Annotated in this window: 19 protein-coding genes; 6 read left to right on the top strand and 13 right to left on the bottom strand. The window is 27.8% G+C overall.

Translation table 11 applies throughout. From position 1 onward, the window contains the following. Positions 1–82: 82 nt before the first annotated feature. The 13 genes from glnS to EXT02_RS02910 all read right to left on the bottom strand — a co-directional run bounded on the left by glnS (position 83) and on the right by EXT02_RS02910 (position 7,350). On the bottom strand, positions 83–1,816 hold the full coding sequence (glnS, locus tag EXT02_RS00640; RefSeq protein WP_130427426.1) for a glutamine--tRNA ligase: 1,734 nt from the start codon (positions 1,814–1,816) through the stop codon (positions 83–85). A gap of 431 nt (positions 1,817–2,247) precedes the next feature. Next, entirely contained in the window at positions 2,248–2,616 is a 369-nt protein-coding gene (locus tag EXT02_RS00645) for a restriction endonuclease subunit S (RefSeq protein WP_130427427.1), read from the bottom strand. Between the two features lie 20 nt (positions 2,617–2,636). After that, positions 2,637–3,017 carry a hypothetical protein gene (locus EXT02_RS00650; protein WP_130427428.1) on the bottom strand — a complete coding sequence of 127 codons (381 nt, stop codon included), beginning with the start codon at positions 3,015–3,017 and terminating at the stop codon, positions 2,637–2,639. 35 nt (positions 3,018–3,052) lie between these two features. Next, entirely contained in the window at positions 3,053–3,838 is a 786-nt protein-coding gene (locus tag EXT02_RS00655) for an HsdM family class I SAM-dependent methyltransferase (RefSeq protein ID WP_130427430.1), read from the bottom strand. 222 nt (positions 3,839–4,060) lie between these two features. Further along, positions 4,061–4,357, bottom strand: coding sequence for a type I restriction-modification system subunit M N-terminal domain-containing protein (locus EXT02_RS00660; protein ID WP_165383235.1), 297 nt, complete (start codon positions 4,355–4,357; stop codon positions 4,061–4,063). A gap of 22 nt (positions 4,358–4,379) precedes the next feature. After that, complete coding sequence (locus EXT02_RS03135; RefSeq protein WP_276318980.1) at positions 4,380–4,502, bottom strand: hypothetical protein; 123 nt, start codon at positions 4,500–4,502, stop codon at positions 4,380–4,382. Positions 4,503–4,730: 228 nt separating this feature from the next. Next, positions 4,731–5,237, bottom strand: a complete 507-nt coding sequence (locus tag EXT02_RS00665) for a type I restriction endonuclease subunit R, EcoR124 family (protein WP_240682831.1) — start codon at positions 5,235–5,237, stop codon at positions 4,731–4,733. Between the two features lie 29 nt (positions 5,238–5,266). Continuing rightward, positions 5,267–5,680 (bottom strand): type I restriction enzyme subunit R domain-containing protein, encoded by a 414-nt coding sequence (locus tag EXT02_RS00670; protein ID WP_425304921.1) that lies wholly within the window; start codon positions 5,678–5,680, stop codon positions 5,267–5,269. Further along, positions 5,623–6,231 carry a type I restriction enzyme subunit R domain-containing protein gene (locus EXT02_RS00675; RefSeq protein ID WP_130427438.1) on the bottom strand — a complete coding sequence of 203 codons (609 nt, stop codon included), beginning with the start codon at positions 6,229–6,231 and terminating at the stop codon, positions 5,623–5,625. The genes EXT02_RS00670 and EXT02_RS00675 overlap by 58 nt, the downstream gene beginning before the upstream one ends. Next, positions 6,219–6,389, bottom strand: coding sequence for a hypothetical protein (locus tag EXT02_RS03200; protein ID WP_130428009.1), 171 nt, complete (start codon positions 6,387–6,389; stop codon positions 6,219–6,221). The genes EXT02_RS00675 and EXT02_RS03200 overlap by 13 nt, the downstream gene beginning before the upstream one ends. Then, the gene (locus EXT02_RS03205) at positions 6,386–6,556 is read right to left on the bottom strand and encodes a DEAD/DEAH box helicase family protein (protein WP_130428011.1); all 171 of its coding nucleotides are present in this window, start codon (positions 6,554–6,556) and stop codon (positions 6,386–6,388) included. Before EXT02_RS03205 ends, EXT02_RS03200 begins: the two co-directional genes overlap by 4 nt. A 434-nt stretch (positions 6,557–6,990) precedes the next feature. Continuing rightward, a complete protein-coding gene (locus tag EXT02_RS00690) occupies positions 6,991–7,170 on the bottom strand; it encodes a hypothetical protein (RefSeq protein WP_130427440.1) in 180 nt (59 codons plus the stop codon). 18 nt (positions 7,171–7,188) lie between these two features. Next, positions 7,189–7,350: a hypothetical protein gene (locus tag EXT02_RS02910; RefSeq protein ID WP_165383236.1), complete on the bottom strand. Its 162-nt coding sequence runs from the start codon at positions 7,348–7,350 to the stop codon at positions 7,189–7,191. A gap of 970 nt (positions 7,351–8,320) precedes the next feature. Between EXT02_RS02910 and dnaX the strand changes: the two genes are divergently transcribed. The 6 genes from dnaX to EXT02_RS00720 all read left to right on the top strand — a co-directional run bounded on the left by dnaX (position 8,321) and on the right by EXT02_RS00720 (position 14,778). Further along, positions 8,321–10,303 (top strand): DNA polymerase III subunit gamma/tau, encoded by a 1,983-nt coding sequence (gene dnaX, locus EXT02_RS00695; RefSeq protein ID WP_130427442.1) that lies wholly within the window; start codon positions 8,321–8,323, stop codon positions 10,301–10,303. Positions 10,304–10,315: 12 nt separating this feature from the next. Beyond that, positions 10,316–10,600, top strand: coding sequence for a YbaB/EbfC family nucleoid-associated protein (locus tag EXT02_RS00700; RefSeq protein WP_130427444.1), 285 nt, complete (start codon positions 10,316–10,318; stop codon positions 10,598–10,600). Between the two features lie 130 nt (positions 10,601–10,730). Beyond that, positions 10,731–11,240, top strand: coding sequence for a DNA-directed RNA polymerase subunit delta (gene rpoE, locus EXT02_RS00705; protein ID WP_130427446.1), 510 nt, complete (start codon positions 10,731–10,733; stop codon positions 11,238–11,240). 177 nt (positions 11,241–11,417) lie between these two features. Then, the gene (locus EXT02_RS00710; RefSeq protein ID WP_130427448.1) at positions 11,418–12,152 is read left to right on the top strand and encodes a CDP-alcohol phosphatidyltransferase family protein; all 735 of its coding nucleotides are present in this window, start codon (positions 11,418–11,420) and stop codon (positions 12,150–12,152) included. 12 nt (positions 12,153–12,164) lie between these two features. Beyond that, positions 12,165–13,163, top strand: coding sequence for a phosphatidylserine decarboxylase (locus EXT02_RS00715; protein ID WP_130427450.1), 999 nt, complete (start codon positions 12,165–12,167; stop codon positions 13,161–13,163). Further along, the gene (locus EXT02_RS00720) at positions 13,156–14,778 is read left to right on the top strand and encodes a CTP synthase (RefSeq protein ID WP_130427452.1); all 1,623 of its coding nucleotides are present in this window, start codon (positions 13,156–13,158) and stop codon (positions 14,776–14,778) included. The genes EXT02_RS00715 and EXT02_RS00720 overlap by 8 nt, the downstream gene beginning before the upstream one ends. The last annotated feature ends 9 nt before the right edge of the window (positions 14,779–14,787 follow it).

The raw sequence follows: 14,787 nt of genomic DNA on the forward strand, positions 1-14,787 counted from the left end.
TTGTGGTTTTTTTTCTGGGAGTGTTTTTTGGTTGGGTGATTTGATGGGATTTATTAGTTTTTATTTTTTTAGTAGAACAAATTTATTTTTGAGGATTTGATTTTAAGCTTACTACTTCATTGAAATTAAGTTCTTGCGTTTTTCCATTTGTGTCTTTTGTGATTTTGTCTGCTGCAAAATAACCTTGTCTTAGAAATTGAAAATGGTTTTTGCAATAACAGCTTTTTTGTAAACTTGATTCTACAAAACCTTTTTTGATATGCCAGGATTTATCGTTGAAATTGCCATTTGTGCAAAGTAGTGGAGCAAAAAAATTAAAAGTTGCTTTGCAAGCAGTCTTTGCTTCTACAAAATGAATAGTTCCGTTTGGTTTTCTATCTTTAAAGCCGCTGCCGCTTTTGGTTTGGGGGTCGTATGTTGCAAGAATTTCTGTTATTTCTCCTTTGTTGTTTTTGACAACATCGTAAGCTTTAACAAAATAAGCATGAAATAATCTTACTTCTTCGCCCAAAGTTAATCTTTTATAATTTTTATCTGGTTTTTGGAGTGCAAAATCGTCTTTTTCAATGTAGAGATGACGGGAAAAATAAATTTCTCTTTCTTGGGTTTGTTCTTTTCCTTTTGTTTGTTCTTGATTTTGTTCTGGGGTTTTTCCTTGGGTTTTTCCTTGGTTTTTTCCTTGGGTTTGATATGTGTTGCAACATTTACAAGTATGAAAATTATTAGTCCAAGGAGCTTTGAGAGTTTCTATTTGGTTTTCAGGAAAGTTAGTAATAGTAAGTTTGAGGGGGTTTATAACTGCCATGCGAGGCAAGGATTTTCCTTTAAGGTCATCTCTTACAAAAGATTCTAACATTTCTTGTTTAACTTGTGAATTTACTTTGGATAAGCCTGTTTCAAGGACAAAATTTTTGATAGCTTCAGGAGTGTAGCCTTTTTTGCGGATGCCTGATAAAGTTGGCATTCTAGGGTCATCCCAACCTGTTACTAAGTTTTTTTCTACCAAATTATTAAGATGTCTTTTGCTCATCAAAGTTTGGGTAAGATTAAGTCTTCCAAATTCAATTTGGCGTGGAGTATGTTTGGCTTTTGTTTCTTTGATTATCCAATCATATAAAGGTCTGTGGTCTTCGAATTCCAAAGAACACAAAGAATGTGTGATGTTTTCAAAGGAATCTTCCAATGGATGAGCGTAATCATAGGTAGGGAAAATATGCCAATGTTTTTGTTTTAAAGTAAAAGCAGAAAAAATACGGTACAAAATAGGGTCTCTCAAATTAAGGTTAGGGTTTTGCATATCAATTTTGGCACGCAAAACTTTGCTACCTTCTACAAATTTTCCTTTTTTCATTTGTTCAAATAGCAAGATATTTTCTTCAATACTACGATTGCGATAAGGGGAATTGGTACCTTTTTGGGTTAAATTACCGCGACTTTGGGCAATTTGTTCAGCGGTTTGGTCATCAACATAGGCTTTTCCTTGTTTGATTAAAAAAAGTGCCATTTGATACATTTGAGGGAAATAATCTGAGGCAAAAGTGATTTTGTAAGGAGTGTATCCGAGCCATTTGATGTCATTGAGGATGGCATTAACATAAATTTGTTTTTCTTTGGAAGGGTTGGTGTCATCATAACGTAAAAGGGTTTTGCCTTCAAAAAAATGTGCCAATTCAAAATTAATAATGATGGCTCTGGCGTGTCCTAAATGTAAAAAACCATTGGGTTCGGGCGGGAAACGTGTAATGATTTGGCTGCATTTTCCGCTTTGGAGGTCTTTTTGAATGATGGTTTTGATGAAATTTGATTGTTTTTGCATTTTATAAGTCCTTTTTCTTTTTATTTGGTTTATTTGGGGTTTGGGCTTTTTGGGTGGTTTTGTTTGTGAAAAAATTTGTTTGGGAATATTAGTTTTAGTCTCCAATTTTTATTAGTTAATTTATGTATTTTATTTATGATTAGAAATATAATTTAGGATTTTGAAAAAATAGACTTCTAAATATCGCTGTCAATATCATATCCTTCATATATTTTAATCAAAACACTCTATTATATTATACTAGCATTTTGAAAATATTTTTCATTTTAACAGTTGGAAGTTGGTGAAAGTGGGTTAGGGTTTATATTAAATTTAGATTTGCATTAAGCATATATCAATTTACAAAAAAAGACATTCATTTAATGAATGTCTTTTGTATTTTAAAAAAATGGAGAATAAAAGCAAGAAAAAGTAAGGAATAAATTATATAATTATAATAAATAATAATATTCTTGTTTTTCTTTTTGAAGTTGGCGTATTTCTATGGAAATATTTTCAATATCATTTAATAATTTAGATAAATTATTGAAAAAAACATTTATTTGTTTTTGCTCTTTTAAAGCGGGTAATTTAAAAGTTAGTTGATAAAAAACATTTTTATCAATTTCGGATATTACCCCTTGTTTTCCAATAACCTTTAATTTTTTATGAACTTGAGAATTTTTTAAAAAATTCAATATAAAATTAGCATCAAACCCCTCTTTAACTTCAAAAACTGAATAAATATTAGAAATCAATACTGGTTTATTATAAATATTATAAGCAATTGATTTATGTTTTAAGAAATCTCTGTTGTTCATAACAATATTGTTGGGATATGCTATTCTATAATTTTTTTAATGTTTTTTTTAAATTGTTTGTTATTATCTCTTAAAATCAAACCTTTTTTACAATCTAGACTACAAATATCATAAAGGAAGCTATCTTTATTTGTTTTTGTTATTTCTTGTATTATATCTTTAATTGCTATTTCTTTTCTTTCTTTAGAATTTTCGAAAAATAATTCAATCTCTTTTTCTATTTGTTGTATTTTTTGAGATAAATTATTTTTTTTAGTTTCTAATAATTCTATTTCTCTTTTGAAAATCGCAATATTTTTTATATTTACCTCTTTGTTTTCTTGTAAATGATTTGAACAATATAAGTTTGTGGTTAAAACATAATTATTTTTTCTAATTTGCTCTATATTTGCTATTGACATTTTGTCATTTTTTTTATTTTGTGACACCATTTCCATTATATCTTTAATATTTTTTTGCCTAATTGTCTTAGAGAAATACCACTTTTAATTCTTTCATGCATTTCTGATGCATCAATAAAACGAATTTGATGTTTTTGATTTTCTACATATTTTTGTATAATTAAAATATAAGTAATGGTTGTTTCAGATACATAAGGGAAAATATTTAGGGGTAATTGTATAATTGTATCGATATATTGATTTTCTATTAAAAATTTTCTAAATTCTATTACTCCAGGTGTAGAAGCGCATAAAACTCCAGATGGTAAAATAACACCTAAAGTGCCATCTGCTTCTAAGAGATGTAACATATGCATTAGAAAAGCTAGTCCTCCTCTTTTTTTAGGAATTGATTTGCCTTTTAAATAAAATCTGTCGCAATTTTCTTTATTTTTTTCTTTATTATTGGTATACCATGGAGCGCCAAAAGGAGGATTAGCGATGATAATGTTGTATTTTTGTTCTAAATGGCTTTGATGTGGGAATAATAAAGTATCCCCATTTTCAATCTTTAAATTATAATAAGGTATATCATTTTTGTATTTTTGACCGCTAAAATCTTTATTATTATTTATATGATTTATAATTTTTAAAAGTAAAGATCCGCTACCACAACAAGGATCATATATTTTTGTAATATTTTTATTTTTTGTTTTATGACAAATGATTTGTGATAAAAGTTCAGAAACAGAGGGTGGTGTAAAAAATTCTCCAGATTTTTGTTTTTTAGTAATGTTATCGCTAACAAATGTTTCAATTAAATACATATAAATTTCACCCATTGCATCTTCACAAAATTCATTACCTGAAAAAATATTGTCGATGCCTGTAATAAGGTTTTTTAATTTTGTATTTTTTTCTTCCTCGTTGCCTAATTTGGATTTTTCGGTTAAATCAAAATTTTCAAATAATCCTTTAAAACAATGTGACTCAATAGATTTTAAAGCTTTATCTATTGCAACAAAACTAAAATTATCTTAATTAATAGAATTATTTAAATTAGCTCATAAATACTGAGGTTCAATGTGAAATCCACAAAAACCTTTTATATTGTTTTTAAATCTTGATTGTTCATTCGAATCCCATTTATCCCATGCTTGTTTATATTTCTCCAAGGATCCCAATATTGTATTTTTACAAATATCTTTTTCAAATTTTATAGATAAATAACGGAAACTTAAAAGAGGTAAAATATAATCTTTAAAAATAGTTGTATCCTCAGAATTTCTTAAAGTGTTATTAATCAAATTCCATAATTTTTGTTTACAAATTTGAACATTTTGATTTTTGTCATTTTTCATATTATAATTTTCCTTAATTTTGTCATTTTTGGATATCTTTATAATTACTACACCAATCTTTAATGAAATTATAAATTTCATCTCTTAATTTAAATGTATAAAGATAAGGCAAAACTTCGCTCTTTTGCCCTTTATTTTTATCCATATATTCTTTTTTATTTGGTTTTCATTTTTGGTGATATGTCCTCTTAGAATAAAATCTTTAAAACCCAGATCATTTTTTTATAATCAAAATAAGCATTAATTAATTTTTCCAAATCTTTACTATTTTCAAAACAAAATTCTTTGCTTTTTACCTCTATTTCTCTTTTGCTTTCTTGTTCTTTAATTAAATCTTTAACAAAATTCTTCCACAAATTAGATAAAATATTTCTTATAGCCCCCCTTGTTGAGCATTTTGTGTTATTGTAGAAAAAATTTTATCATCTTCAATTTTATTTAAAAAAAATTCTTGCTGTTCTTTAGTCACATCATTATTATTTTCGTCCAAAATATTTTTTATTTCTTTATTAAAATTTTTGTTTTGTTGTGATAAAATGCTTTTATGTATTTTTTGTTCAGTTTTTTCAAATGATGATATTAATTTGTTTATATAATCTAAATTAATAAATGCGCTACCAACGTGTTTTATTTCATCTTTTGGATTCGACGTGTTTTGTGGTGTTCCTGATTTAATTTTATCTCTTTTGTTTTTATAATCTAAGAACTTTTCCTTGTCTATTTCATTTTTAAAATATTTTTCTTCAAACTCTGTTTTTATCCTAATAATATTTCTTATTTTAGAATATTTATCAAAAATATCTATGAATTTTTTTTCTTTTTCTGTATAACCCATAATATTTTTTTCAATATATTTTACATTAGGAGCTAATTTTCTTATTTGTTTTAAGTAATCTTTATATTCTAGTTTTAATTCTTCATAACTTTTTTCTTTTTGATTGTGTGTTCTGGATCAAATAAACCCATTGCTTCATTAAATAATAAAGCTTGGTCGTTGTCCTTTTTCTTCGTTTGAAAACAATAAATATTACCGTATTTTTTGCTTTTATCATGTTTTTTAATTGTTCTAGAAAATGCTTGGATTAAATTATGGTATTTCAACTCTTTGTCTAAGTATAAGGTATTTAATAGAGGAGAATCAAAACCAGTTAAAAACATGTTGACTACCAAAAGTAAATCTATTTTTTGATTTTTATTATCAGTTTTCATTTTTTCTAATATTTGTTCATGATATCTTTTTTCATTAACAAAAGGCGTTTTATCATCTACAAATTGATTTTTTGTTTTTTTGCTAAAATTTTTATAAAAATCACTTTTATTGATTTAAAAGCCTCCCTTTTATCGTCATTTTTTTCATTTTCAGAGTTAAAATGTTCAGAACAAATAGCTGCTATTTTTAAATCATGTTCATTTTCCTTGTTTTTAAATATGTTATAATATTCTATTAAATCATCAATATTAGAAACAGCAAATAAGGCATTATATTTTTTATTTTGTGTTAAATCATGATAAGAATTTAGAATCTTTTTTACTACTTCTTCTTTACAAGTTGAATTATTTTTTGTTTTTCTATAATATTCCACATTATAATCAATAACAAATTTATCTTTTAGAGCATTGGAAAAACGATATTCATGTATACATTTATTAAAAAGTTCTTTTGTTGTTTTAGCATTTTTAATAAGTTTATTTTTTTCGAAAATAGGCGTCCCTGTAAACCCAAAAAAATAAGATCCATAAAAATATTTAATCATATTTTCATGCATTTCTCCTTGTTGCGGTCTATGGCATTCATCTATGATAAAAAACATTTTTTCATTTTTATATTTTTTTAAAAAATCTTCATTTTTATATTTGTTTATTAATGAATGTATTTTTTTAAAGTCGTTGCAATTATTTTTCCACTAGCATTGTTTTTATTTTGCATTATTTCTTTAAGATTTTCTACCTTTAATATTTCTTGAGTTGAATCTTTTTCAAAACTATTAAATTCTTGAAGAGTTTGCGAATCTAGTTCTATGCGGTCAACTATAAAAAAACAATAATATTTTTTTGAGTTTCATTAATGGATATAATTTTTTTCAAATAACGACAAAGTAAAAAAGCAGTTAAAGTTTTACCTGAACCTGTGGTATGCCAAATATGACTATTTTTTTTTTTAATGTTATTTGTAACATTTAAAGGACTTTCTTGAGTTATTTCTTATTTTTGTGAATTCAACAATTTTTTTATAGCTTGAAATTGATGAGGTTTAGCAACCATTAATTTTTGATTTTTTTCATGATGCACCAAAAAGAAAAATAGAAACAATGCTAAATGGCAACGTTGTAAAAATTGTGGAATAAATTCCATGACTTCATTTCTTTTATTATTGTTTTCATCACTCCATTCAAAACGGAATTTATTTAATTCCTTGCTTTTTCCTGCGTCTTGATTTGAAAAATATTGAGTATCGGTTCCATTTGGAATTATAAAAAGTTATATACATTTAAATAAACCTTGTTGTTTTAATTTAGGGAAATAGTCTTCTACTTGTTTAAAAACTTTGCCAAGCCCTTTATCCAAACTTCTTTTTTTAATTTTATTAATACCAGCGGTATGCCATTAATTAATATTACTATAACTATATCATACTAAGCTGATTTTGACTCGTTTTTATATGAATTTTGAGCAGGAACTTTTTGTGCTACTTGAAAAATATTTTTACACCAATTTTCTTTATTAAAAAAATTAAAATAAAAATAGTCTTTTTTGTCTTTTTTTGGAATTTTTATTTCTTTTCTTAAATATTTATAAATGTCGATAACATCCATTTTTTCATTGGTAAGAAATTAACTATTAATTGTAGAAAACCAGTATTCATTCAGCTCCTCCTTCCCCTTCTCTTGAAAAGAAGTGTCAGTAACATACCTACTGTTATATTCTATAAATTGTCTTTTAAAATTATCCTCTAATTTTTCTTGTGTTTTGATGCTAACTTCTGCATAACCCATTTTTTTAATTTGTTAATAATGCTTTTTCTTAATATCGCCTCTTCCTTTTTATTTTTTTGTTTTTTATTATTTAAACACATATTTGTTAATTCTCCACTCTCATTAACTATTTTAGAAAATATTTAAAATGAAAAAAAATAATTAGATAATTTGTCTTTTGTATATTAGGTCGTTGATTTATATTTAATATTTAAACGTCGCTTGATAAACTTTGCTTGATAAACATTAACTATATTTTATCAAAAAAAAACAACAATATAATTCGTTATTTTAACAACTTTTTATGTCTTTTTGGCTTTTATTTTTTATTTATGGGTGGGAATTAATTTTATTTTAAAACGATTATAAATTATTATTTTGATATTTTTTGGGTTATAATAAAGTCATAAGCAATTTAGTTTATTTTAGATTATTATTTATTATGTTAATTATTTTATTTATAGACAAATAGCTTTTATAATTTTAATCAGTTATCGAGTATATTGTTTTTAGCAAAACCAAAGAAATAGAAAAAATATATACTCAAAATTGTGAAAAATATTTTGTTCAAAACAATGGCGATATAGAAAATAAAAATGGCGACAAAGTATTTTTCAGAAAATGCGAGACAATAGAAAAAATAAACCGCAAAAATGGGCAAATAGAATTTTATAAAAAGAATTGCAAAATGAATAAAAAAGAATTGAAAGATGGAACTTTTATTTATTATGACGCAAAGGGAAAAAAATACAAAAATAATAAATGTAAAGTTAATTCAATCTAATCGTATTCTAACCATAGAATAGATCAATATTTTTAATTACAATAAACAAATAATTCATTTGCAAATTTGCAAAATAAACTTCTATTTTCATCTAATAATATGTTATAATATTTAGGAGATTTTTTTGTATATAAAAAATTATTTATGTTCTAATTTATCTAGATGTATTGTTGTGGTTTGGTAATAATTTAATCAAAGGAGTTTTTAGTGTCTTATTTAGTTTTATACAGAAAATACAGACCACAAACTTTTGCAGATGTTGTCGGTCAAGAAATTATTATCCAAACTTTAAAAAATGCCATCAGATACCAAAAAATTAATCATTGTTATCTTTTTAGCGGCAACAAAGGTACTGGAAAAACTACTTTAGCCAAAATTTTTGCCAAAGCCATTAATTGCTTGTTGCCCAATCAAGGAGATGTGTGTTGTTCTTGTCATTATTGCCAAAACTTTACCAAAGCAAACACAGACATCACAGAAATTGATGGCGCTTCTTATAATGGGGTTGACGAAATCAGAGAATTACAGGATAAAGCCCAATACAAAGCTCACACAGGCAAATACAAAGTCTATATTATTGACGAAGTTCACGTCCTTACGCCAAACGCTTTTAACGCTTTGTTAAAAATTTTAGAAGAACCGCCCGAACATGTAATTTTCATCTTGATTACTACCGAAATTTATAAAATCCCTGACACCATTTTTTCGCGCGCCCAAAGTTTTTCCTTTGAAAATTTGAACCTCAAAAACATCACTGCACAATTAACCAAAATTGCTGCTTTGGAAAATATGTTTATCACTGAAGATGCCATCAAAAGCATTGCTTGCCATTCGGAAGGTGGAATGCGAAACGCCCTTAGTTTGTTAGATCAGGTAAGCGCTTATCAAAATAATTTGATTACTTCAGAAGATGTTGCAAATATTAAAGGTACGGTGTCTGCCAGCATTATCAAAAAATTGTTCCAAAATCTACTAAAAAAAGAAGCGATCAAAGCATTGCAACTTTTGCACAAAGCAATTGATTCAGGCAAAAACATCGACCTTTTAATTTTAGATTTAATTGATGCTATCAAAGATTATTTAATTTGGAATGCCAAAAATAAAAAAGATTCCAAAACATCGCCACTTTCCCAAGACCAAAAAATATTATTGCTTGAAGAAACAAACCACATTGATCATTTTTTAAGAATCTTAATTAAATTACAACAAGACCTCAAAAAAAGCGATCAAAAAAAATCTTTGGTAGAAATTGCCTTTTTGCAAATATGCTCTCTACATTCTTTTCAATTTCAAGCCAATTTACAAGAAACCCAACAATTTGTAACAAATAAAACAAATATTTACAATAATGAGCAACCATCACTTGCATTGGATGAAACAAATGCCAAAGAAAATTATGAACCAACAAAGCTTACCCAAAACAATACAGAAAAAAAAACCTTTGACAAAACAGAAAAAATCAAACCAACTAAACTTGCGTCAATAGCAAACAAAAAACCACCAAAATCACCAAAAACAGAATATCTGCATCCAGTCCAAGATTTACAGTCTCAAAATAATTTTTCACAAAAAAAACCTAACAATTCTACTACCTCCGAATTGACTCAACAAAATAACTTGCCTTCCCAAAACTCACAAGAAACCAAATCCCCAACAAAAAAACCCCCTTATTTTTCCAATTCTTCTCTTTGTGGTTTGATATCATTTGCAATTAATATTTTATCTAATCAAGACGAGCCAACCAAAAACACAATAACAAATTTTTGGACAAATTTAAAAAATCGCTATTCTACTCACAGTTATTATAAAAGTGTAGCCGAAATTTTGGATAGAGGAAAAATAGTTGCTTTGAGTCAATCCCAACAAATGATTTTAGTTTTTGAAGATGAAGATGCCTTTGAACTTGTTTTACAAAAAAACATCAAACAAAAAGCTTTAGAAATTTTGAATAACGACACTTTTGCAATTACAGACTACATTGCTTTTTTAAAACAAGATTGGCAAGCCTTAGAAACTTTTTACAACAAAAATCATCCTCATCCAAACCAGGCATCAATTGCAAAATTCACATCTACTTGCAATTTTGATCTTGACTTATATCAAATCAAAGCGACCCAACCAACCAAGCCTGCCATTATCCAACTAGCTTATGATTTTTTTGGTAAAGATATAGTAGAAATAATTAACTAGGAGCAAAAAATTATGAAAACACAATCTAATATGTTTGAAAAATTAAAAAAAATGCAAGAAGCAATTGAAAACGCCCAACAACAATTAGAATTACAAGAATTTATTGGCAAAGCAGGGGATGTAGAAATTGTTTTACAAGGCACCAAACAAGTCGTAGATGTTATTATTTCTCAAATTCACAGCAAAGCAATTCTCCAAGAAAGCATTTTGTTGGCTTTTAATGCTGCTTTAAAAAAGTTAGAAAGAAAATCCAAAGAACTCATGCAAAAAGCATCTGGATATTTGATAGAATTCTAAAATTTTTACCCCCCATATTTTGCATTTCTTTATTTTATTTAGCCCTTTTTTTCCTTTCCTTTCTTTTTATTTTATCACTTATCATTATTTCCCAAATCCCAAACATTATTACATTAAAAGGAGGTATTTTATGAAAAAAACCAAAACTCCAAAATCACTTTTGGAAACTGCTTATGACATTATGAAAAAACATAAAAATCCTATCCCAGTCTATGATTTATTAAAACAAACATTGCAAAAACATCAAATCCCAAATAACAACCCCAATGTAGCTAATCAGCTTTATTTAGACATCGCTTTGAGCGGAAAATTTGTTTTTTGTGAAGACAATCAATTAATTATTAAAGAAAATAATAAACTTTTTTGGGATAAAGATTTTTTTGAAAAAACTCAAATTTCAAACGACGAACCTCTAGACGAAGATACCAATTTACAAGAATTAGATTTTGAGGATTTCCTTTCTGACAAAGACACTGTCCAAACTGACCCTTTACAAGATGATTTGCTTGATTTAGAAGACGAACCTTCAGAAGAACAAAACAAAGACGATGACAAAATTGAAGATGATATTGTTTTAGAAGACAAAGATGATTATGAAGATCCATTAGAAGAAGAATGCGAACATCTTTATGAAAAATAATTACCACTTTACAATTTGCATTTACAAAAAACCAATCAATAATTATCAAGTTTTTTAAGTTCATTAATATCCTTTATTCTTGATGGATAAGGGATTTTTCCTTTTTTATTTCCCCCCCAACTCTAAACAACCAAAAATGGTTTAAGAAAAAACATTAGTAAAACGAGGTTAAATAATATGTTTTTAGGTTTTTACAATTATACAACTTATTTAACTTACCTAAATTTAATGAGTGGTTTTTGTGGCATTGGCTTTGGTGCTTGCGGCAAATACACTTCTGCTTTAATCTGCCTATTAATATCAGGCGTTTGTGATATGTTTGATGGTGTGGTAAGCCGAACCAAAAAAAATCGCAGTCATACAGAAAAAAGCTATGGCATTCAAATTGATTCTTTAGCCGATATAATAAGCTTTGGCGTCCTTCCTATTTTTATTAACTATTCTTTGAGTTTCAAAGGTGAAACTTCAAACCTAAAAGAAGAATTTTGGCTATTTGCACTTGTTTGGCTAGTTTGGGGCTTTTATCTTTTGGCAGCCTTAATTAGACTTGCTTATTATAATGTTTTAGCTGAAACCCAAAAATACGACTCTCAAAGCCCTTCTTATTTTACAGGTTTGCCCGTAACTGCAGCTGCTATTTTATTTCCTTTTTTATTTTTAGCTAAGTTTATTTGCAAAACTTGGGATTTCAAAAGTTTAGGATTTATCGAACAAAGACCTACTTTTTTTTGGTTTCATTTTGCCTGCATGTTACTTTTAACTTTTTTATTTCTTTGTAAAAAAATCCATTTCCCCAAGCCAAAAGCCAAAACTACAATAACAATTATTTTATTATTAGCACTAAATTTTATCCTATTTATGTTGCTTAAAATCTTATTAAAATATTTATTACCAATGGCAATTACAAAGTGAGCGATTTACAATATGAAAATAGTTAATTTAGAAGGAAAAATTATTTGTCAAGACCCAGCAAGTCGCCTGCAAAAATTTTTATACACAAACTTAGAAAAAAACTTTTGGAAAAGATGCCTTCTCAAAATTTTGATCACTAAACCTATTTCTTGGTTAGTTAATCTGTATTTTTATTCTCCTTGGTCACGCCAATACGCTTTGAAAATCATCGAACAACACCAAATTGATTTAAACTTATTTGAAAAACAAAAATTTAGTTCTTATAATGATTTTTTTACAAGAAAATACAAAGAACTTGCTATTCCTCAAGACAACTTTGCTTTTATCAGTCCTTGTGAATCCAAATTAAGCATTTATCCTATCACCAAAAAAGCACTCTATTGCATCAAAGAAACCAATTACAGTTTAGTTGATTTGTTGCAAAATCCCACATTAGCTCAAGAATACGAGGAAGGCTATTTGCTTATTTTCCGCTTAGAACCCCATGATTATCACCGTTATCTTTTTGTAGACGAAGGTTTTTTTCAAATGCTTCCTTGCAAAATCAAAGGAAAATTACATACAGTAAATCCCATTGCCTTTGAAAGTTTTGATGTTTTTAAAACAAACACTCGCGAATATAGTATCTTACAAACCAAAAATTTTGGTAAAATAGTTCAAATAGAAGTAGGAGCCACATTGGTAGGAAAAATCCAAAATCATCCTTTGCAAACGTTTTCAAAAGGTCAAGAAAAAGGCTATTTTGATACAGGAGGTTCAACTATTATTATCTTAGTTAAAAAAAATATAGTTTCATTTGATCCTCGTATTTTAGAACACACCCAAAAAAGATATGAAACCCAAATCCCTATTTTAACTGTTATTGGTAAAAAAATAACTCCTACAAAGCCCCATCCAATCACTTATAAATCCTTCTCTGAACCCATTACACACCAACCAAAATCAAATCAAAACTCCAATTGCACCACACAAGCCAATCATAAAGAAAGCGAAGTACAAAAACTTGAATAATAAAGATTTAAAAACCAAATTTATTTTTATTACTGGAGGAGTCGTTTCAAGCCTAGGGAAAGGAATCACTGCTGCTTCTATTGGACAAATTTTAAAAAATAGAGGTCTTAAAGTAAGTATTCAAAAACTAGATCCTTATATTAATATTGATCCTGGAACAATGAGCCCTTATCAACACGGTGAGGTCTTTGTCACTGATGATGGCGCTGAAACTGATCTTGATTTGGGTCATTATGAAAGATTTTTAGATGAAAACATGAGCAAAAAGTCAAATGTCACTGCAGGGCAAATTTATCAAAGTGTGATCAATAAAGAACGCGAAGGCAAATACTTAGGTAAAACCGTTCAAGTTATTCCACACATCACTGAAGAAATCAAACAAAAACTAATTGATGCTGCTCTTTTTCACAAATCAGATGTTGTTATTGTAGAAATTGGAGGCACCGTAGGAGACATTGAATCATCGCCTTTTTTAGAAGCCATCAGACAAGTGCGCTTTGATTTTGGTTATCACAATGTTTTGTATCTTCATACCACTTTAGTTCCTTATTTAAAAAAAGCTCAAGAAATCAAAACAAAACCTACCCAACACAGCGTTAAAGAATTACGTGCTTTAGGAATACAACCTCAAATTTTGGTCTTACGTAGTGAAGTTCCTATCAACCAAGAAACCAAAAATAAAATTGCTGCTTTATGTGACATCAATCCACAAGCTATTTTTGAAGCCTTAGATGTTGATATTTTATATCAAATGATTCTTAACTTGCATCATCAAGGAATCGATGATTTTATTTTACAACATTTAAAACTTACTAATTTTTCAAACGCCGATTTGAAATCCTGGCAACAACTAATTACACGCATCCAAAATTTAGAAAAAAAAGTAGTCATTGCTCTAGTGGGTAAATACATTGTTTTACATGATGCTTATTTATCAATCATAGAAGCTCTTAAACATGCTTCTTATCAATATAATTGTAAATTGGAAATTAAATGGATAGATGCTGAAAAAGTAACGCCAGACAACATTTCTTCTTTACTTGAAGACTATGATGGTATTTTAGTTCCTTATGGTTTTGGCAATCGCGCTATTGAAGGCAAAATTTTAGCCATTAATTATGCAAGAACTAACAATATTCCTTTCTTTGGGATTTGTCTAGGTATGCAGTTAGCAGTTATTGAATATGCCCGCAATGTGCTACATTTACAAGGTGCCAATTCTTTGGAAGTTGACGAAAAGACGCCGCATCCTGTAATTACTAAAAAAATAGTTGACAGCAATTTAGGAGGAACCCTGCGATTAGGTTCTTATCCGTGCCATCTTAAAGCCAACACCAAAAGTAAAGCTATTTATAATCAAGAAATAATTTATGAAAGACATCGTCATCGTTTTGAGATGAATCCTCATTATGTTGCTTTATTTGAAAAAAATAATGATTTTGTTGTTTCTGGAATAAATCAAGAACAAAAGCTTTGTGAAATTGTTGAGTTAAAAAGCCATCCTTGGTTTATTGCAGTACAATTTCATCCTGAGTTTTTGTCAAGACCATTAAAACCACATCCTTTATTTAAAGGGTTTGTTGAAGCGTCTTTATTAAATCAAAAAAATAAATAATTTATAAAT

Source organism: 'Catharanthus roseus' aster yellows phytoplasma (assembly GCF_004214875.1).
GTDB lineage: Bacteria > Bacillota_I > Bacilli_A > Acholeplasmatales > Acholeplasmataceae > Phytoplasma > Phytoplasma asteris.

Bases quoted from the DNA above. Each gene is read 5' to 3' on its own strand.
- glnS (WP_130427426.1), bottom strand. From the start codon at position 1,816: ATGCAAAAACAATCAAATTTCATCAAAACCATCATTCAAAAAGACCTC.
- EXT02_RS00645 (WP_130427427.1), bottom strand. From the start codon at position 2,616: ATGAACAACAGAGATTTCTTAAAACATAAATCAATTGCTTATAATATT.
- EXT02_RS00650 (WP_130427428.1), bottom strand. From the start codon at position 3,017: ATGTCAATAGCAAATATAGAGCAAATTAGAAAAAATAATTATGTTTTA.
- EXT02_RS00655 (WP_130427430.1), bottom strand. From the start codon at position 3,838: ATGGGTGAAATTTATATGTATTTAATTGAAACATTTGTTAGCGATAAC.
- EXT02_RS00660 (WP_165383235.1), bottom strand. From the start codon at position 4,357: ATGAAAAATGACAAAAATCAAAATGTTCAAATTTGTAAACAAAAATTA.
- EXT02_RS03135 (WP_276318980.1), bottom strand. From the start codon at position 4,502: ATGGATAAAAATAAAGGGCAAAAGAGCGAAGTTTTGCCTTATCTTTAT.
- EXT02_RS00690 (WP_130427440.1), bottom strand. From the start codon at position 7,170: ATGGATGTTATCGACATTTATAAATATTTAAGAAAAGAAATAAAAATT.
- EXT02_RS02910 (WP_165383236.1), bottom strand. From the start codon at position 7,350: ATGGGTTATGCAGAAGTTAGCATCAAAACACAAGAAAAATTAGAGGAT.
- EXT02_RS00700 (WP_130427444.1), top strand. From the start codon at position 10,316: ATGAAAACACAATCTAATATGTTTGAAAAATTAAAAAAAATGCAAGAA.
- rpoE (WP_130427446.1), top strand. From the start codon at position 10,731: ATGAAAAAAACCAAAACTCCAAAATCACTTTTGGAAACTGCTTATGAC.
- EXT02_RS00710 (WP_130427448.1), top strand. From the start codon at position 11,418: ATGTTTTTAGGTTTTTACAATTATACAACTTATTTAACTTACCTAAAT.
- EXT02_RS00715 (WP_130427450.1), top strand. From the start codon at position 12,165: ATGAAAATAGTTAATTTAGAAGGAAAAATTATTTGTCAAGACCCAGCA.